The 18,683-nt window shown below is 58.9% G+C and carries 17 protein-coding genes and 1 tRNA gene; 8 read left to right on the top strand and 10 right to left on the bottom strand.

Annotation, left to right across the window (positions count from 1 at the left end; translation table 11 throughout):
* Nucleotides 1-172: 172 nt before the first annotated feature.
* On the top strand, nucleotides 173-1,672 hold the full coding sequence (locus tag RS75_RS02505; protein ID WP_045017035.1) for a globin-coupled sensor protein: 1,500 nt from the start codon (nucleotides 173-175) through the stop codon (nucleotides 1,670-1,672).
* Between the two features lie 152 nt (nucleotides 1,673-1,824).
* On the opposite strand, the gene smpB is transcribed toward RS75_RS02505, so the two are convergent.
* Both smpB and dapA read right to left on the bottom strand, forming a co-directional pair.
* On the bottom strand, nucleotides 1,825-2,307 hold the full coding sequence (gene smpB / locus RS75_RS02510; protein ID WP_045017037.1) for an SsrA-binding protein SmpB: 483 nt from the start codon (nucleotides 2,305-2,307) through the stop codon (nucleotides 1,825-1,827).
* A 161-nt stretch (nucleotides 2,308-2,468) separates the two neighbouring features.
* Entirely contained in the window at nucleotides 2,469-3,353 is an 885-nt protein-coding gene (gene dapA, locus RS75_RS02515) for a 4-hydroxy-tetrahydrodipicolinate synthase (RefSeq protein WP_045017315.1), read from the bottom strand.
* A 377-nt stretch (nucleotides 3,354-3,730) separates the two neighbouring features.
* Here dapA and RS75_RS02520 point away from each other — a divergent pair, with 377 nt between their 5' ends.
* Nucleotides 3,731-5,803, top strand: a complete 2,073-nt coding sequence (locus tag RS75_RS02520) for a lytic transglycosylase domain-containing protein (protein WP_045017039.1) — start codon at nucleotides 3,731-3,733, stop codon at nucleotides 5,801-5,803.
* Nucleotides 5,804-5,976: 173 nt separating this feature from the next.
* On the opposite strand, the gene RS75_RS02525 is transcribed toward RS75_RS02520, so the two are convergent.
* The 3 genes from RS75_RS02525 to RS75_RS02535 all read right to left on the bottom strand — a co-directional run bounded on the left by RS75_RS02525 (nucleotide 5,977) and on the right by RS75_RS02535 (nucleotide 9,677).
* The gene (locus RS75_RS02525; protein WP_045017041.1) at nucleotides 5,977-7,041 is read right to left on the bottom strand and encodes a porin; all 1,065 of its coding nucleotides are present in this window, start codon (nucleotides 7,039-7,041) and stop codon (nucleotides 5,977-5,979) included.
* A 604-nt stretch (nucleotides 7,042-7,645) separates the two neighbouring features.
* Nucleotides 7,646-8,713 carry a porin gene (locus RS75_RS02530; protein WP_045017042.1) on the bottom strand — a complete coding sequence of 356 codons (1,068 nt, stop codon included), beginning with the start codon at nucleotides 8,711-8,713 and terminating at the stop codon, nucleotides 7,646-7,648.
* An 873-nt stretch (nucleotides 8,714-9,586) separates the two neighbouring features.
* Nucleotides 9,587-9,677: transfer RNA gene (locus tag RS75_RS02535), tRNA-Ser, on the bottom strand.
* 163 nt (nucleotides 9,678-9,840) lie between these two features.
* Between RS75_RS02535 and RS75_RS02540 the strand changes: the two genes are divergently transcribed.
* Together RS75_RS02540 and RS75_RS26825 are read left to right on the top strand one after the other, a co-directional pair.
* Nucleotides 9,841-10,182 (top strand): hypothetical protein, encoded by a 342-nt coding sequence (locus RS75_RS02540; protein WP_045017043.1) that lies wholly within the window; start codon nucleotides 9,841-9,843, stop codon nucleotides 10,180-10,182.
* A gap of 93 nt (nucleotides 10,183-10,275) precedes the next feature.
* Nucleotides 10,276-10,452, top strand: coding sequence for a hypothetical protein (locus tag RS75_RS26825; RefSeq protein WP_167341578.1), 177 nt, complete (start codon nucleotides 10,276-10,278; stop codon nucleotides 10,450-10,452).
* A gap of 2 nt (nucleotides 10,453-10,454) precedes the next feature.
* Here RS75_RS26825 and RS75_RS02545 read toward each other — a convergent pair whose 3' ends face one another.
* Nucleotides 10,455-11,255: an aldolase/citrate lyase family protein gene (locus tag RS75_RS02545; RefSeq protein ID WP_045017045.1), complete on the bottom strand. Its 801-nt coding sequence runs from the start codon at nucleotides 11,253-11,255 to the stop codon at nucleotides 10,455-10,457.
* A 7-nt stretch (nucleotides 11,256-11,262) separates the two neighbouring features.
* Complete coding sequence (locus RS75_RS02550; protein WP_045017047.1) at nucleotides 11,263-12,480, bottom strand: NAD(P)/FAD-dependent oxidoreductase; 1,218 nt, start codon at nucleotides 12,478-12,480, stop codon at nucleotides 11,263-11,265.
* A 330-nt stretch (nucleotides 12,481-12,810) separates the two neighbouring features.
* Between RS75_RS02550 and RS75_RS02555 the strand changes: the two genes are divergently transcribed.
* A complete protein-coding gene (locus RS75_RS02555; RefSeq protein ID WP_045017048.1) occupies nucleotides 12,811-13,158 on the top strand; it encodes a hypothetical protein in 348 nt (115 codons plus the stop codon).
* A gap of 150 nt (nucleotides 13,159-13,308) precedes the next feature.
* Here RS75_RS02555 and RS75_RS02560 read toward each other — a convergent pair whose 3' ends face one another.
* Both RS75_RS02560 and RS75_RS02565 read right to left on the bottom strand, forming a co-directional pair.
* Nucleotides 13,309-14,502, bottom strand: a complete 1,194-nt coding sequence (locus RS75_RS02560) for a ZIP family metal transporter (RefSeq protein WP_084686351.1) — start codon at nucleotides 14,500-14,502, stop codon at nucleotides 13,309-13,311.
* Nucleotides 14,499-15,641 carry a multicopper oxidase domain-containing protein gene (locus tag RS75_RS02565; protein WP_045017050.1) on the bottom strand — a complete coding sequence of 381 codons (1,143 nt, stop codon included), beginning with the start codon at nucleotides 15,639-15,641 and terminating at the stop codon, nucleotides 14,499-14,501. The genes RS75_RS02560 and RS75_RS02565 overlap by 4 nt, the downstream gene beginning before the upstream one ends.
* Nucleotides 15,642-15,997: 356 nt before the next feature.
* Between RS75_RS02565 and RS75_RS02570 the strand changes: the two genes are divergently transcribed.
* Nucleotides 15,998-17,110, top strand: a complete 1,113-nt coding sequence (locus tag RS75_RS02570; protein ID WP_045017051.1) for a pyridoxal phosphate-dependent aminotransferase — start codon at nucleotides 15,998-16,000, stop codon at nucleotides 17,108-17,110.
* 125 nt (nucleotides 17,111-17,235) lie between these two features.
* A complete protein-coding gene (locus tag RS75_RS26135) occupies nucleotides 17,236-17,415 on the top strand; it encodes a hypothetical protein (protein ID WP_152643101.1) in 180 nt (59 codons plus the stop codon).
* A gap of 125 nt (nucleotides 17,416-17,540) precedes the next feature.
* Here the strand turns inward: RS75_RS26135 and RS75_RS02575 are convergent, their stop codons facing one another.
* Nucleotides 17,541-17,807, bottom strand: coding sequence for a sel1 repeat family protein (locus RS75_RS02575; protein ID WP_045017053.1), 267 nt, complete (start codon nucleotides 17,805-17,807; stop codon nucleotides 17,541-17,543).
* 482 nt (nucleotides 17,808-18,289) lie between these two features.
* Between RS75_RS02575 and RS75_RS02580 the strand changes: the two genes are divergently transcribed.
* Nucleotides 18,290-18,628, top strand: a complete 339-nt coding sequence (locus tag RS75_RS02580) for a DUF2147 domain-containing protein (protein ID WP_045017054.1) — start codon at nucleotides 18,290-18,292, stop codon at nucleotides 18,626-18,628.
* Nucleotides 18,629-18,683 lie beyond the last annotated feature (55 nt).

The following is an 18,683-nucleotide window of genomic DNA, read 5'->3' on the forward strand; positions in this document are numbered from 1 at the left end:
CGTTTTCGTTTGGGCGTCATGACCCTGTGTCGCAGCCGGAAAAATTCCCCTTGAAATTAGCAAGCGTCAAATTCGGCCGGTCAAAATTATATCTTGGTTAATTTTAGACGTGTCTAAATCACCCAACGACACCAACGATGTGATTTTCGGTGTCAAATCAGGATGTTCAGACATGCATGGCCAAGTGAAAACCAATCGACAACTCGACGAAAGACTGAATTTTCTGGGGCTTGGCCACGAGCAACGGCAAAAACTTTCCGACATCAAGGGTGTCATCACCGGTTCTCTCGACGCCTCCCTCGATCGTTTTTATGCGAAGGTTCGCACGGTGCCCGAGACGGCAAAGTTCTTCACGAACGACGCCCATATCCAGCACGCCAAGGGCATGCAGCTGAAACACTGGACGAGAATCACCTCAGGCACCTTCAACGAGGACTATACCGACGCCGTGACAGCGATCGGCCGTACCCATGCAAGACTGGGTCTGGAGCCGAGATGGTATATTGGCGGTTATGCGCTGATGCTTGATGGCATCGTCAAGGCTGTCATCGATTCGGAGCTGAAGGGCCTTTTCATGGAAAAGAAGGCCCGGAAGCTGAAGGACGCCCTGACGGTGACCATCAAGGCCGCCCTTCTCGACATGGACTATTCAATTTCTGTTTACCTCGACGTGCTTGCCGCCGAGCGGCTGAAGGTCGAGGAACAGCAGGCGCAGATGAAGAAAGAGCAGGAGCAGGTTCTCGAATTGCTCAACAACGCCCTCAACAAGCTGGCGAATGGCGACCTCACCTCCAGCATCAAGGAAAAGACCGCACCGCAATTCGAAGGGCTGATCGCCAATTTCAACGCTGCGGTCGGTAATCTCTCGAGTGCGTTTTCGCAGATCGTCGAGGAAGCCGACAAGATTTCCGGCAATACGCGCGAACTGACATCGGCAACCGACGACATGGCGCGCAGGACGGAGCAGCAGGCGGCCGCCCTTGAGCAAACCGCCGCCGCCGTGGAGGAAATCACCACCATTTCCAAACTCTCGGCGCAGCGCTCCGAAGAGGCCAAGGCCATCGTCGAAAGCTCGGCTGTCGAGGCGGCGCGGTCGCGGGATGTGGTGACGGAAGCGGTGAAAGCGATGGGCGCCATCGAGGAATCATCGCAGAAGATTACCCAGATCATTTCCGTCATCGACGAGATTTCGTTCCAGACCAATCTTCTGGCGCTGAATGCCGGCGTGGAAGCCGCGCGCGCCGGCGAAGCGGGCAAGGGTTTTGCCGTCGTCGCACAGGAAGTGCGCGAGCTTGCGCAGCGTTCGGCCAATGCCGCCAAGGAAATCAAGACCCTCATCACCAAATCCTCCGAGGATGTGATGAAGGGCGTCACACTGGTCAACAAAACCGGCGAATCCTTAAATACGATCGGCAACAAGGTGGATCATATTCAGGACCATATCGCCTCGCTGACCAAGGCGGCGCAGGAACAGTCCATCGGCATTCAGGAAATCAGCGCCGCCATCAACAGCATGGACAATCTGACCCAGAAGAACGCCGCCATGGTGGAAGAAACCAATGCGGCCACGCATAATCTCAGCGACGTCAGCGCCAATCTTGCCGCACTTGTCAGCAGATTCAGCGTTTCGGCATCGACGTCTTATGTGGAGCGGACTTATCGGGCGGCGTAAGGGGTCGCCACTGGCGGAAACACACGCCCGTCATCCCGGCCTTGAGCCGGGATCCAGCCAGCCCAAGTCCTTGGGCTGAAAAGAACTCTCTCGCCGCGCAGACGCGCGGCTGCTGGATTCCTGTGACAAGCACAGGAATGAGGGAGTAGGCTTTAGGCGTTGTTCCCCTTCAGCAGCCGCGATTTCTGCCTGTTCCAGTCGCGTTCTTTTTCCGTCTCGCGCTTGTCGTGCAGCTTCTTGCCCTTGGCCAGCGCCAGTTCCAGCTTCGCACGGCCTTTTTCGTTGAAATAGATCTTGAGCGGCACCAGCGTCATGCCCTCGCGGTTGATACCGACGCGCAGCCGGTTGATCTCGCGCTTGTTCAAAAGCAGCTTGCGACGGCGGCGCGGCTCATGGTTGAACCGGTTGGCCTGCAGATATTCCGGCAAGTGGGAATTGATGAGCCAGATTTCCTCACCCTCGTCCGATGCATAGGACTCGGCAATGTTCGCCTTGCCTTCACGCAGCGACTTGACCTCGGTGCCGGTCAGCACAATGCCTGCCTCATAGGTATCCATGATTTCGTAGTTGAAACGGGCCTTGCGATTTTCCGCAACGATCTTGTTTACAACGCGCTGGCTGCCTCTGGGGGCCATGATATTTCAATCCCTGATTTTTCTTATTGCGCCTGTGGCTTATCCACCAAGGACGGTTTTCAGACCTCTATTTAGTATCGTCACGGCAAAAAGGAAAGGCGCGCGGAACGGCTTCGTTTCGCAAAGCCGTTCCGCGCGCCTTAAAATGTTTGCCGCTTCCCTTAGTTGGTCAGGCCGGCATGCTTCAGCGCCGCGTCGATCGCCGCTTCCGTCGCCGGTTCCAGCGTGCTCATCAACGGCGAGCGAACCTTGCGGTTGCCGCCACGCGTTTTCGACAGCGCATACTTTGTGCCGCAGACACCCGGCTCCATGAAGATGGCCCTGTGCAGCGGCATCAGGCGATCCTGGTACTCCAGCGCCTTGGCATAGTCGCCCGCAAGCATCGCCGCCTGGAATTCGGCACAGAGGCGCGGCGCGACATTGGCGCTGACGGAAATGCAGCCGACGCCGCCATGGGCGTTGAAGCCGAGCGCAGTGCCATCCTCACCTGACAGCTGGATGAAATCCTTGCCGCAGGAAATGCGCTGTTCGGAAACGCGGTCGAGCTTGCCCGTCGCATCCTTGACGCCGACGATGTTCTTATGCGCCTTGACCAGCGCGCCCATGGTTTCCGGCGACATGTCCACCACCGAGCGCGGCGGGATATTGTAGATGACGATCGGCAGTTTCACCGCTTCGGCAACCGCGGAAAAATGGGCGAAAAGCCCCTTCTGCGTCGGCCTGTTGTAATAAGGTGTGACCACCAGCAGCGCATCCGCACCGGCATCCTGCGCGTGTAGGGCAAGCTCGATCGCCTCATCGGTATTGTTGGAGCCAGCGCCCGCGATGACAGGAACCCGTTTCGCCGCTACCTCGATGCACAGCTCGACGACACGTTTGTGCTCGTCATGGGAGAGGGTTGGAGACTCCCCCGTCGTGCCCACGGGCACAAGACCGTTGCTGCCTTCGGCGATCTGCCATTCCACATGGGCGGCAAACGCCTGTTCGTCCACGGCGCCATTGTCCGTGAACGGGGTAATGAGGGCGGGAATTGATCCCTTGAACATGCAAAGCTCCTGGCTGCCGAGCCGGTTCACGCTTCGGCCGCATTCGATGGTTAAAACCGGCACACATTAGTGCCAGCCCCTTGCGCCGACAAGCGCAAAGGCAGCCTATTTTGTCCGAAATTGTCGGAAGTGTGACAGTCGGGGAGCCTCACGCGGCGGGCCAAAAACCACGCGGCGGCATTCCGCTCCGCTCGCGGACCGGTGAATAAAAGTTGATTGGGTCGCGCGGCGGAAAGTAAGATTTCGTTAAGCACAAATTCCGTAGATTCCAGAGCGGGATATCAAGCGAAACGCCTTGAGGCGAATTTCACAATCCCGCTGCAATGAAACGACAATACAACAGGGTCGATTGTTTCCGTCTGGTCATGAAGAGCGGTATGAAGAACACAGTTCTGGGTTTGATAGCGGCGGGTCTTACCGCAAGCGTTTGGAGCGCATTGGCACAGCCGGCGCCGGAAGGCGTCGTGCCGCTTCCCTATGTGAAGCCGGATGCGCCTGCCGTTCCGGCCTTCATGCCCGCCTCGCCCGAAATCACGGGCGCAATACCGCGCCTCAGCCGTCCCGATGACGCCGGCCAGCTCAAAGCCGGACTGGACGCCCTTTCAGGTCGCGACGCGGCTCGAGCCATCACTCTTCGCAACGCCATGCCGTCGGGAAGCCTCGACCGGCATATTCTGTCCTGGGCGATTGCCGTTTCCGGCCAGAAGGATGTGCCTTCCGCCGAGATCGCCGCAGCTGAGCGCGAGCTGACCGGCTGGCCGGGTGCGGCAACGCTACGGGCCAATTCCGAAAAAGCGCTTTACCGTGAAGATCCGCCGGCACCCCAGGTGCTGGCCGCCTTCGCCAGCGGCCGGCCGGAAACCGCCGAGGGCAGCGTGGTGCTGGCAAGGGCTCTCGCTTCTTCCGGCAAGGTTGCCGAATCACAAAGCCTCATCCGCCAGCTCTGGGTCAGCGAAGGCATGGACAAGGACATGGAAGACCGTGTTCTTGCCGAGTTCCCCACCTATCTGACGCCCGCCGATCACAAGGCGCGCATGGATTACCTGATGTATCGCAGCCGCATCGGCCAGGCGAAGCGTTTCGGCGATCTGGGCAAGGCGCAGTCGCTCTACAATGCCTGGGCCGCCGTGTTGCAGCGATCGGGCAATGCCACGGCCCTTTTGGGCAAGGTCGACGCCAACTGGCGCGGCGACCCCACCTTTCTCTTCGCCCGCATCGAGAATTTCCGCAACCAGCAGAAATATCCCGAAGCCGCAGCACTTCTGAAGCAGGCCCCGAAGGAAGCGGCAAAGCTCGTCAATCCCGGCGAATGGTGGAATGAGCGGCGCATCATCGCACGCGGCCTTGCCGATCTCGGCGATTTTTCCGAAGCCTATCGCATCGTCGCCAATCATTCGGCCACCTCCGCCGTCGATATTGCCGATGCGGAATTTCATGCCGGCTGGTATGCGCTGCGGGCGCTACGCGATCCCGCGACGGCTTCGCGTCATTTCAATACGCTTTTGCAGACCTCGAACCGGCCGCTTTCGGCCTCGCGCGCCTATTATTGGCTCGGGCGGGCGGCGGAAGCGGGTGGACCGGGCGATGCCCGCGATTTCTTCACCAGGGCCGCCGCCCATCCCGGTACCTTTTACGGCCAGCTTGCCGCCGCACGGATCGGCGCAAAGACGCTGAACGTCACCTATCCCAGCCCGAGCGGCACCGATCGCGAACGTTTTATCGGCCGCGAAGCGGTGCGCGCCATCGACCGGCTGGAAGCGGCCGGTTATGGCTGGCGGGCCGACAGCCTTTACCGGTCATTGGCGGAACAGCTCGACAGCCCCGGCGAACTCGCAATTCTCTCGGCGCGGGCGGAGAGCAACGGCAACCATCAGGTCTCGCTGCAAATCGGCAAGACGGCCTTCAGCCGTGGCATCGATGCGGCAGCCCTCGCCTATCCGCTCGGCGTCATTCCCGCCAGCGCCAATATTGCCGGTTCCGGCAAGGCGCTCGCCTATGCCATCGCCCGGCAGGAAAGCGCCTTCAACCCGGCCGCCGTCTCCGCCGCCAATGCCCGCGGGCTGCTGCAATTGCTGCCGGGAACCGCCAAGGGCGTGGCCGGACGCCACGGCCTGCCTTACACGCCAGCGATGCTGACCAGCGATGCCGGATATAACGCCACGCTCGGCGCCCATTATCTCGGCGAGCAGATCGACAGTTTCGGCGGCTCCTATATCCTCACCTTCATCGCCTATAATGCCGGGCCGAAGCGCGTGCCGGAATGGATCACCCGTTATGGCGATCCGCGCGGCAAACCTATCGACGAAGTAGTGGACTGGATCGAGCGCATCCCCTTCCCCGAAACGCGCAACTACGTGCAGCGGGTGATGGAGAATTATCAGGTCTACAAGACCCGCCTCGGGCAAAACGCCGATATCGTCGACGACCTGCGCCACGGACGGGCGGGGTAACAGCCAGATCATCGGCTGATCGCTCCAGGAACATCGAAGCACCGGCTGGCCCGGTGCTTTTTTTTGTTTTTCGGTCTGCTGCCGACAGGCGTTTAGGCTTTTTTTTGAAGATGTTCAAACAAAAAGCCCGGCTCGAGAGCCGGGCTTTCCATCACTGACAATGTCAGATCAGATTAGAACGTGCGCTGAAGGCGAACGAAACCGGTCCACTGGTCGCCAGCACCGGTGTCAACACCTTCGGTGCCGTCAACGTCCTGGTAGTTAACAGCAACCTTGGTAGCGAGGCCCTGCGTGATCTGGTAGTCCAGCGTTACGCCAGCGCGCCATGCATCGCGGTCACCAACGAAGTCGTTGTCAGCACCGATGTCAACCGTACCGAAGTACTGTGCGCCGGGGGTGATCGTCAGCTTGTCAGTTGCCTTGATGGCGTATTCAGCAGCAACCGTCCACTCAGACTCTTCGTAGTAAGAGTTTGCACCGGAAGCCCATGCGCCGGAGAGGCCAAATGTGCCCGGACCGACGTCAGCCGTGAGGATTGCACGGATTGCACCGTTTTCCTGGTCTGTGTCATAGCTGCCGAGCAGGTTTGCGCTAACTGCGCCAAACTTGGCACCGATGATACCGCTTACGCCAACGTTGTTCGGGCCTTCGATGAAGCCACCCTTGGCAATGCCGAGGTTCGAAACGGTGTCAAGTGCGGTTTCCAGTTCTTCAACCGAAATGCCTGCATAGAAGGAACCGGCATCGTAGGTGTAACGCAGAGCGTTCGAACGGGTCGAGTTCGAAGACAGGATATCGGTTTCGCCGGAGAGATCGTCATCCCACCAGGTGTACATGTAACCGACCTTCAGGCCGCCGAGTTCGATGAATGCCTGGTCGACATTGACGCCACGGTTGCTGTCGTTGTCAGCCTGACCGCGCAGACCGATGAAACCGCGCAGAGCGCCGAGTTCGGTGTCGGTGCGGGTGTCAATTTCAAACTGAGCGCGCGTGAACGAATCCCAGTCAGACGTGCCAGACTGGTTACGACCGAAGTCGGTCTGGAAACGGATGTAACCGCCGAACTTCAGGCAGGTTTCGGTGCCGGGGATGTAGAAGAAGCCGGTGCCGAAAGCGTCGCAAACGCGAACGTATTCCAGGGGCTCAGGCTCAGCAGCGACGATAGCGTCGGCAGCGTGAGCGCCGGATACTGCTGCGAGAGCGGCAGCGGAGCCGATCAAAAGGCTCTTGATGTTCATGGTTGACCTCCAGTCAAACGCTAATTTTCTAAGCGACGGGTGGGATACACAAGTAAATGCGTGCCGCTTATGGAGATGATTAGAGCCAAAACCGGCCGGACAGGCAATCGTAATCATGACGAAAGGAAGACAGTAAGGTGTCCTTAGTTTTGCATTGTTGCGAAATAGCTACAATTCTAACCGACGGACCGCCTTTCCTAACAAATCGTTAATAATTCATGATTTTCAGCGACTTAACAGAAATTGCGGGAACACCGCCGGAGCGAAGCTCATCAATCGCCAGAATTTTGACATCGTCGAACCACGGAAAATCGTCAAAAACGCGCTTCCATTGATGGAAATCAGGACTTCTATTCGGGAGTGAGAATCAGTCGAGAACGTAAGCCCTCCCAGCCTCCCCGTTCGATAGGCTGCAAATGCTTGAATGCCGAGCGAATCAGCATCGATGCGAATCGTCCATTTTATTTTATGAAGCGAAGTCGCCGGAGCGTCCAAACACCACGGCGATCGACATTTAGGTAGCCCGGCTTGGGTTAACATGCATTCAAACAAAAAAGCCCGGCTCGAGAGCCGGGCTTTCCATCACTGACAATGTCAGATCAGATTAGAACGTGCGCTGAAGGCGAACGAAACCAACCCAGCTGTCGCCAGCGCCGGAGTCAACACCTTCGGTGCCGTCTACGTCCTGGTAGTTAACCGAAACGAGCGTGGAGAGGCCCTGGGTGATCTTGTAGCCAACAGCTACACCAGCGCGCCATGCATCGCGATCGCCAACCCAGTCGTTGTTGGCGCCGAGGTCGATGGTGTTGAAGTACTGGAAGCCGGGGGTGATGGTCAGCTTGTCAGTTGCCTTGATGGCGTATTCAGCAGCAACGGTCCACTCGGACTCTTCGTAGTAGCTGTTCGCGCCAGAAGCCCAAACGCCAGAGAGGCCGAGGGTGCCGGGGCCGATGTCAGCCGTTACGATAGCGCGGATTGCGCCTTCTTCCTGATCGGTGTCGTAGCCGCCGAGAACGTTCGCGCTTACAGCACCGAACTTGGCGCCAACGATAGCGGAGATACCAACGTTGTTCGGGTTTTCGAACGAACCGCCCTTAACGATGTCGTTGGAGATGTTGGAGCCCGAACGCAGGCCTTCCAGTTCTTCAACAGCAACACCAGCGTAGAAGGAGCCAGCGTCGTAGGTGTAACGGATGGCGTTCAGACGGGTAGCGTTCGAAGAAAGGCTATCGACTTCGCCGGAGAGACCATCATCCCACCAGTTGTAGTAGTAACCGACCTTGAGGCCGCCGAGTTCGATGAACGCCTGGTCGACAACAACGCCACGGTTGCTGTCGTTGTCAGCCTGGCCGCGGAAGCCGATGTAGCCACGCAGAGCGCCGAGTTCGGTGTCGGTGCGGGTGTCGATGTTGAACTGAGCGCGTGTGAACGAATCCCAGTCAGACGTGCCGGACTTGTTACGGCCGAAGTCGGTCTGGAAACGGATGTAACCGTCGAACTTCAGGCAGGTTTCGGTGCCGGGGATGTAGAAGAAGCCGGTGCCGAAAGCGTCGCAAACGCGAACGTATTCCAGGGGCTCAGGCTCAGCAGCGACGATAGCGTCGGCAGCGTGAGCGCCGGATACTGCTGCGAGAGCCGCAGCGGAGCCGATGAGAAGGCTCTTGATGTTCATGATTGACCTCCAGTCAAAGTTTTTAAGTGGGTTTGGGTACTTTTTTTGCCGAAGGACAGCATTCCCTGCCCCATTCCCGTGTTCTTAGAAGCCAAACGATCCACCGCCTCGCTTCTGGTCGTGAAAATACAAAAGGTTTCACCGCATGCAATCGCCAAACCCCGATTAAGAGCATTTGCGTATATGCTTCATTTCGGTTTGTTGCGGAAACAACACACAGCGTGCACCCAACCCGGGGACAGCTTTACCTTACGTTAAGAAATTGCTTGAGAATCCGTTAGTTAGCGCGGTTAACAAGGTCTTTCTAAACTATCGGCCTTTTCGGTGATCCCTTGCCCCGCAGGGCTGGGATAGCCGGAACTTTCGCCTCCTTCCGGCCCTGTCCTTGGCATTATCCAACGCTGCGCATGGTGAAACACCTGCGACTCGCCGCCGATTCATCGATCAACGATTCGGCTGGCGGGCTCCGACACGTCATCCGGCGCGCCGATTAGCGTCCGCTATGCCGTCGCAAGACATTGCGCGGAACAATGAAGGCCCGGTGATTTGGTGAGGTGATTATATGGGGCGATGGCGCATCGCGTTTGATGGCGGGGCGTTCCCCGCAAGACCTTCGTTGCCGCGCGCTGGGAGGGAAGTCCATTCGATGATCTTTACCAACGGCTCAGGCACGACCCAAATTGGAACACCCATCAGCTTGATTGTGCGCATGACATCCCGAGGATTGCTCCCGAAGCGCTGACAAGGATTCTTCTGGAGAACGGGGGTTCGTCGTAAACATCCGCGACGGGGATGTTAAAAGGACGTTCGTCAAACCGTTTGGCTGAATTTGATGAAGTGCCGTTCTGGGCGATATCCGGTATCGACAAGGGATGGCGGAGAGGATGGGATTCGAACCCACGATACGCTTTTGACGTATACTCCCTTAGCAGGGGAGCGCCTTCGACCACTCGGCCACCTCTCCGGTGCGGCCTGATTATTGCGTAAAAAAAATGAATGCAAGGCTTTTTCGAAAAGAAGCCGAAAAACCTGTTGGTCGAAGATCGTCCGGCGAAACTTTGCGGGGCCATTCGGGAACTTCTTGTCTGCCGGCACGTTCTCGCTTCGGTAACAAAAGAGGTGTTCTAATGGCTCAGACAAAACTGAATGTTGTCGAAGATTCGATCGAAAACCAGATTGCCGAGTTGCGCTCGCAAATTTCGTCTCTCTCCAAATCCGTTTCCGCCCGCGCGGAGGGTGTCGGTGAGGATGCGTCGGAATTTCTGGATGAGGCGCGTGGCCGCGTTCGCAAGGCAGCGCATAATGTCCGCGCCCAGGGCCAGAATGTCGTGGAGGCGGTCAAGGAAAACCCAGGCACCGCAACCTCGCTGCTGACGATCGTCGGCGCACTCGGTTTCGCGATCGGTTATGCGATCGGCTCCGGTTCGCAGCAAAGCTCCTCGAATAGCAGCCTTTATCGCTGGCGTTGATCGCCGCTTATAAAGACCGTATCCAGGCAAGGCGGGACGCATTCCGCCTTGCCTGTTCGCATTGATTTCAAGGACACGAAAACGGGGGGCGGAATGCTGTTCAGTGACGATCTTGAAGAGGCATTGTCGGATTTTGCGAGAGATCACGGCATCGACAGGGATGAGGCCATCCAGCGCATCATCCGCGCCGCCCTTATAAATACGGGTTATCTCGCCTCCGGCGAAGAAGGCATTCCGCCGGAAAAGCTGAACGCCAGCAACGACGATTGAGTTTAATAGCCGGATTTCGCCGGTGCGGGCGCTGCCCCACCCTTGTAGCGGGCGGAGAGAGAACGCAGCGTGTTGGCGAACTCCGTCACATCCGCGCCGACCGCAACGAAAGACGCGCCGAGTTCCAGATAACGGCGATTGAAGGTCTCGTTGAAGGTCAGGATACCGGCGGCCTTGCCGGCTGCGACGATCTTGACGATAGCGGCTTCGATCACCGCCTGCACTTCCGGCTCATCCAGCCTGCCGAGATAGCCCATATCCGCCGCCAGATCGGCCGGGCCGATAAAGACGCCATCCACGCCCTCCACCGCCAGGATATTGTCGAGATCGTCGATTGCGGCCCGCGTTTCGGCCTGCACCAGCAGACACACGCTGTCGGAGGCGCTTTCCGCATAATCCGAGATGGTGTTGAAGGCTGACGCGCGGGCAACGGCCGCCCCCATGCCACGAATGCCGCGTGGCGGATAATGCATTGCGCTGACCAAACCTTCAGCCTGATCAGCCGAATCGACCATCGGCACCAGAAGCGTGCGCGCGCCCGCGTCCAGCAGTTGCTTGATCATCCAGCTTTCGCCGACAGGCACGCGCACCACCGGTTCCGCCGGTGAGGTGGCAAGCGCCCGCAACTGGTCGATGATGCTGCGCAGATCGTTCGGCCCGTGCTCGCCATCTATCACCAGCCAGTCGAACCCGGCCGTTCCGGCGATTTCCGCCGTGATGGCCTCGCCCATATCCAGCCAGAGGCCAATTTGCGGCTTACCCGCGTGAATGGCGGTTTTGAAACGGTTTTCGGGAGCGGGCATGTTTTCCTCAGGAGAGCAGTAATTTCAGATCGGCGGACAGGTCCGCCAGGATGGCGCGATCCGGCTCGGCGCCGGTATCGAGCAGCTTCTTGCCGGCAACATAGGCCTTGGCGTCGTTGACGGCGTCGACGGCCACGAAGCGCCCGTCGCGGAAATACCAGACCGACCAGCTGCCTTCGCGCGGGCCGGATCTAAGAACCGTCTCGTCGTAACCGAGATTGAAACCGGCGATCTGCAGCTTCACCTCGTATTGATCCGACCAGAACCATGGCTTGGCGTCATAGGCGACATCGGCGCCAGCGAGAACCAGAGCGGCGGCCTCGGCCTGATCGACCGCGTTCTGCACCGATTCGAGGCGCACATGTTCGCCCCGCCACGGCAGCAGCGCGCAATCGCCCACCGCATGAATGTCCTTGTCGGAACTGCGGGTATAGCCATCCACCACGATGCCATTGCCGACATCGAGGCCCGATTCGCGGGCAAGGCGGTCGTTCGGGGTTACGCCAATGCCGACGATGGCAAAATCGATATTGAGCACCGAACCGTCCGAAAGCTCGGCGGCGGCCACCCGGCCTTCCATGCCGACAAGCCGCACGAGGCCGGTCTTTTCGCGGATGGAGACGCCGTGCGCCTGATGGATATCGCGCATGATATCGGCGGTTTCCTTCGCCGCGACGCGCTGGAGAATGCGGTCAGCCATTTCGATGAGCGTGACCTCGAGACCGAGCTTGCGGGCGACGGCGGCCGCTTCCAGGCCGATATAACCGCCGCCGATCACCAGCAGCCTGCGGCCGGGTTTCATCTCCTCGATCAGCAGGTCGGCATCGCGCTTGTCGCGAACGGTCAAAACCCCTTCGAGATCGCCGCCAATGCTGGCGGGCAGAAGGCGGGGCGCTGCCCCGGTCGCCAGCACCAGCTTGTCGTAGGAAAGGGTGCTGCCATCCTGCATGCGCACGGATTTGGCGGCGCGGTCGATCTCCTCAACCCAGGTGGAGAGCCGGATATCGACATTGTTTTCCGCGTACCATTCCTCCGGCCGGAACATCAGCCGGTCGAATGTCATCTCGCCGAGAAGGTATTTTTTCGAGAGCGGCGGCCGCTGATAGGGATAGGCGTCCTCGGAGCCGATGATGGTGATGGCGCGTTCGTCCTTCAGCGCCCTGAGCTTTGCCGCCAGCGCGAAAGCGGCCTGCCCCGCCCCGACGATTACCAGCCTTCCCGTCACAGTCCACTCCCAGAACAATCGCCAAGCGGCCGATCCTGCCGCACCTCGCGAAGCCATATTGCAGGATCAGGCGTAACGCCAAGTACGGCCCGCGTCAACCGCGCAGCGACGCCAGCCCGGTGCAAGCATGACACATTATCAGCACAGACTGCGACACCCCTGCAACCGGACGGAGCCGAGCGCATTTCCCTGAAGGGAAACATCGGCTTGCGAAAGGCGATCTGGCCCATGTCGAGACGGACAACAGACAATTGCGCGGATTTCCTTCACCCATCGGCAAGGAAGCGGCGTTAAAATCGGCACTAGGAAAAGGCAATCCGGGAGGTTGTCATGGCTTTACATATGAATCCCCATCAAAGCGTCCCTGAGGGCGAGCAGTATGAGAAATTTCAGATCGACCGGCCCGGCAAGATCACCTTCATCGGGCATCATCTCAGCGCGAAGGACACCATGCGCTGCCTCGTGCGAACCATCTCCCTTTATGGCGCGGAGCTTGAGGTCAGCCCGCATCTGGAGATGCCCGTCAATTTCTATCTGGAAATTCTCGGCATCCGCGACGAGATCGGCTGCACGCTGATCCGCCGGGAGGAAGAAAAGGTCACCATCGGCTTTAACATGCTGATCGATGCGGAGTTCCTGCACCATGTGCGCCGGCTGAGCTTCGAGACCAGCGTCTGACGCCTACGAAATCCAGCTCAGAGAATGCGGCTGCGCAGTGGCGGGAGGCCGCCACAACGCCTTATGACAGTCCAGACGTTTGGATCTGCCGCCCTGCTCTTTCGACTGACTGCAATCGTAGCCGGAGGTCGAAAGTCAGGGCGGCCGTTATCATATCTTCACGACCGCCGCCGTGACGTACATGAACAATACGCCTGCCGCGAGGCCGCTAAGGACGGCTGGAGACAACGACAGCGAAGCAACGTCCCGGCCGTTGGTGCGGGCCATATAGGCTGCGACCTCGACGATAACCTGCAGGATGGCTCCCGCCCCGATGGCAAGCGCGAAGGCTGTCCAATGCGGCGCATAAGCGAGGCTGCCGAGCCACATGCCGAACACAGCCGGGCCGCCGGCCAGCAGGGTCAGTCCGGCGAAGACCCACAATGACGGCCGCTTTTTGAGAATCGGCGCGGCAATGCCGATGCCTTCGGTGACGTTGTGGATCGCAAAGCCCAGCACGAGGAAAGCGCCCAGCCCCGCAGAGCCTGCCGCAAAGGCCGCGCCGATCGCCAGCCCTTCGCCGAAATTGTGCAGGCCGATGCCGAGCGCGATATAGGTGGCGAGCGCCAGCCCGGTGGGCGTGCCATGCCGGCGGCCGACCGCCATCAGGACCAGGAAGGCCGCAAAAGCGCCGAGCACGACCACAACCCGACCCTGGAAAAGCGCGGCCGTCTCACCGGCGATTTCCAACGCCTCTTCCGTCATATCGACGAGAAGATAGAGCAGCAGGCCGATCGTCAGCGCCAGAAGGAAATTCATGCCGCCCTGGCCGACATTGCGCAGGGCAGGATAGAACATCAGGCCGATCGCGACCGGCATGACCCCGACGATGATGCCGATCAGCGTCTGGGTCCAGAGTTGCCCCGATGTCGCGGTGGGGGTCGGCACCGCCACGGCGATTTTATGATCGAAACTGGTGCCGGAATTGGTCACGACGCGAACGGCGTGGGCATCGGCGAGATTCCACGGAAAATCGACATTGAGCCAGGCGGACGAACCCCTTGGAATTTCGCCCGGAGGTGATTGGGTGAATGTCCAGTAGGCGGCATCCACCTGCACCTGGGCGATCGTCATCGGTTCCGAACCACCGGCCCGAACCAGCAATTGCAGGCCCTTGTCGTTGAGGATCGTACGCTCGAAGGTCAGGTTCTCGACGGGCGGCGCGCCGTTGTCGAGCCGTCCGAGCGGATCGGCGACGAAAATCCAGGCGATGGCGGCGGCGAGCACCAGAAGCGGCAGGGCGATCCAGACCAGGGTAATGCCGGAACGGGCGGGTGCGGTTGTTTTCGTTTCCATGACATTCATGACAGCTTCTCCACGACGTCGAACATGCCCATCCAGCCGAGTTCGGTGAATTCGGTCTGGTGGGGGTGGAACATATAGAGCCCGGGTTCGTGCTCGGCGAAGGTGAATTCCAGAATGCCGCGTTCCGCCTGGCACTGGGTAATGAGGTCGACAGTCTGCAATGTCGGCGTCAACGTCGTGCCCTGATTGAAGTAGTTGAAGAAATTCGCATGCAGGTGGAACGAGTTGATCGGATCGAACTCCAGCACGTTGACGAGATAGATGCGCACCGGCTTCGAGCGGAGAATTTTGATCGGCTTTTTGGCGAAGGCATGCGCGACGGTGTTAACGGCGTAGAACTCGTTGTCCTCGTCGAAATTGGTGTCGAAGGCGTTCGATACCATCACCATTTCCTGCCAGCCCGCGTTTTCCGGTGTGCCGAGCAGGCGCGAGCGCGCGACATCGGCGTGTTCGGGATGCCGGTCCGGATCGGGATCGATGATGAAGGCGCCATACATGCCCTTGTGCATGTGCCGGCGCAGCGGCACGTTGTGGCAATGATACAGGTGGCAGCCGAAAGGCTTGGCGTCGAATTCGTAGGTGAATTCGCCGCCCGGATCGACCATGCCCGGCGTGCCGGGAATGCCGTCCATCCGCGCCGAATGGATGCCGTGGAAATGCAGGGAATGCGGGTGGGAACCGTAATTCTTGAAGTTTACCCGGATACGGTCGCCTTCCTTGGCGCGCAGCGCCGGCCCCGGTACGCGGCCATTATAGGTCCAGGCCGGAAACATGACGCCGGGAGCGATCTCGATGTCCTTGTCCTCGGCGGTAATCTCGAAAGTGCGAAGGGTGCGCCCGTCAGCGGTGCGCTCCACCGTGCCGGTCTCCCAATCCGTCAGCATCTCGTGGGGATCGAAGCCGTTGGTTTCGGAGTTAACCTCGCCGACCGTCATCATCGATCCATGCGCGCCGTGGGATATAGTGGCGCTATCGCCCGGAGCGGCGGCCGGCTTTGCCCCGTGGTCTGAATGCGCGGTCTGGCCGGAGGCGTTCGTTGCCAGAAGCGCACCTCCGCCCGCAGCGACCAGCCCCCCGGCGAGTAATCCTCTACGACTGACCAGTTCGCTCGCAGGCCGCGTCGGTGCCTTTTTCTCCATTTGAGACTTTCTTTCCATTTTTTGCAGCGGCTGTTGTCGTGAAAACCACCGACCTTGCGCGCATTATTGCAATTAAGAATTATTTGCAGAATATAACTATACTCACTATTCCATCCATATTCTGCAATTAGGAATTAATTGCAACAAGCTTTTGCGCGTGGGGCACAATATAATGGCAGTCGATCGTCTCGCCCCAGCGGCTTCCGGCCGGGCATCTCGATTTTCTACCAAGCGTCATTACAACAGGAGCGCAAATTCCGGCATGAGGGGGTTTCCAAACCGTTGGAAATCTGACTCATTGTGGCAAACTGCGCTTTGTCAGAACGAGCCTTCCCAACTGCATATCGGATTCAACAATGTCATCCTTTTCACGCCTTACGCCGCTTGCCGTCTCTCTTCCTTCAACCGTTCCTTTCGTCGGCCCGGAAGCCATCGAGCGCAACCGTGGCCTGAAGGTGCAAGCGCGGATAGGCGCCAATGAAAGCGGCTTCGGCCCCGCCCCCTCCGTGCTTCTGGCCATGCGGGATGCGGCGGCCGAGACATGGATGTATAGCGATCCGGAGAATTTCGAGCTGAAGGAAGCGCTCGCCATCCACCATGGCGTCTCGCGCGACAATATTGCCATCGGCTGCGGTGTGGACGGGTTGCTGGGCGAAATCGCAAGGTTGATCGTCGAGCCGGGTACGCCGGTGGTCACGTCGCTCGGCGGTTATCCCACCTTCAATTACCATGTGAACGGTTTTGGCGGAAAACTCGTGACCACGCCCTATGTCGACGATCACGAGGATCTCGACGGGCTTCTCGATCTGGTTATCCGGGAAAATGCGCCGCTCGTTTATTTCGCCAATCCAGACAACCCGATGGGAAGCTGGTGGGAGGCAAGCGAGGTCGTGGCTTTTGCCCGCGCGCTGCCGGAAACCTGCCTGCTCATTCTGGACGAGGCCTATTGCGAAACCGCGCCCGCCAGCGCCGTGCCAGTCATCGATGCGCTCGTCGGCCAGCCGAACATCCTGCGCATGCGCACCTTCTCGAAAGCCTACGGGCTTGCCGGCGCCCGCGTGGGTTATGCCATCGGCACGCTTGGCAATGTCGAAGCCTTCGACAAGATCCGCAATCATTTCGGCATGGCGCGCATTTCGGTCGCCGGCGCCTTGGCCGCACTTAGGGATCAGGCCTATCTGCATGAGGTCGTCGGGAAAATTTCAGACGCGCGCGAGCGTATTTCCGCAATCGCCCGCGACAACGGCTTCTCACCCCTGCCCTCCGCCACCAACTTCGTCACCATCGATTGCCATCGCGACGGCACCTATGCCCGCGCCATCGTCGACGGATTGATGGACCATGGCGTGTTCATCCGCATGCCGGGCATTGCCCCGCTCAACCGCTGTGTTCGCGTGAGTGTGGGACCGGAGGACAAGCTCGATCTTTTCGAGCAGGCTCTGCCGAAGGTCATCAAGGCGCTTGGGTGAAGTTTAGTACCTCCCGTTCCGTCATTCCGGCCTCGAACCGGAATCCAGCGTGATCAAGTCCTTGATCACGAAAGACTCTTTCACGGCGTAGACGCGCCGTGGCTGGATGCCGGATCAGGTCCGGCATGACGGAGAACAACAGTACTCCGATGAGTCTGTGGCATCAGTTCAAGCTGAACGTCGGGTGCTGTAAAGATGATTCAACGCCCTCCCGCAAACCACTGTTCGCGAATCGTTTTCCAGCAACCGATATCGCCAAACATAAGAAAACCGCGCCGGCCTTGTTCCTGCCGGTCGCGGTTTGATGTGTCAGCGCAAAAGCTTCTTTTCAGAAACCCTCGCCGCATTCCCCTTCGGGTTTACTTTCGTTTGCACCGGTCTTCGGGACTGGAGGGAACCGGACCGGAAATTCTATCGCGGATGCGGTGCTTTAGTGCATCGTCATCCAGTCGCGTGCGGCACGCAGCGCTTCGGCCAGTTCAGCCTTGGTCATGTTGCGGGCGAGATCGGCGCGCAGCGAGGCGGCTCTTTCCGATCCACGGATCGCGGCGATGTTGAGCCATTTGTGAGCCGCGACCAGATCCACCTCGCATCCCCGGCCGGTCGCATAGACCAGGCCGAGATTGCAAAGGGTGTCGGCGCGGGTTTCGCTACCGGCAACTGCCATTTCGATATCGCGAATTTCAAAGCGTGCCATTGTTTTAATCCCTGTCTTCTCGCCTGTTTCATCAAGTGCCTTCTGCCGAGGCTAACCTTTGGAACTGCCGTCTTTTGCGGCTTTTTTGTTCTTCCGGCCGGCAGGTTTTCCCTGCGCTTTTGATGAGCCCAATATGCCATGAGGCTTTCAACGGGCGCTTAAAAGGCATGATTAATGTGAGGCAAACAAACTGCAAACGATTGGTAAAATTGGGTTTTTGTTAAATATCACAAGGTGCGGAAATTAAGGACTTTGGAGCGAATTTTACGAAAACTTTAGAATTGGATTTCAACCCTTCATTCACCACGATCCAAACAACGATTTTCGAATTTCCCGTTCCTGCACTCTCGCAACCCGCTCAAATGCGGGCTCGTAGCCGCAATTTTCTATTTCCTTTTACGTGAACGTCAAATAGTATCCGCCTGCCCGTGAGGAGGATGAAACGGGCAAAGAACAGCGCGACATGGACGGGAGGAGTTTTTATGAAGCGTGTGATGATGATTGCCGCCGCCCTCATGCTGGGCGGCAACCTTGCTTTTGCCGCCGAGCCGATTGAAGGCAACTGGAAGACGGCAAGCGGCGAGACAGCCGTAATCGGCCCCTGCGGCACGGCCTTTTGCGTGACGCTGAAGACCGGCAAACATGCCGGAAAACAGATCGGCAAGCTTTCCGGCAAGGGAAACAGCTATGCCGGCGATATCACCGATCCCGCCAACGACAAGACCTATAGCGGCTCCGGCACCGTTTCCGGCAACTCGCTCAGCATGAAGGGCTGCGTGCTGAAGATCCTGTGCAAATCGCAGACCTGGACACGGCTATAAGATAGGCGCGGCGGACAGGCCTTTGACCGCTTGTCCGCCCTCGCAAGCGCATGCC

The organism is Rhizobium nepotum 39/7, assembly GCF_000949865.1.
Classification (GTDB): domain Bacteria; phylum Pseudomonadota; class Alphaproteobacteria; order Rhizobiales; family Rhizobiaceae; genus Agrobacterium; species Agrobacterium nepotum.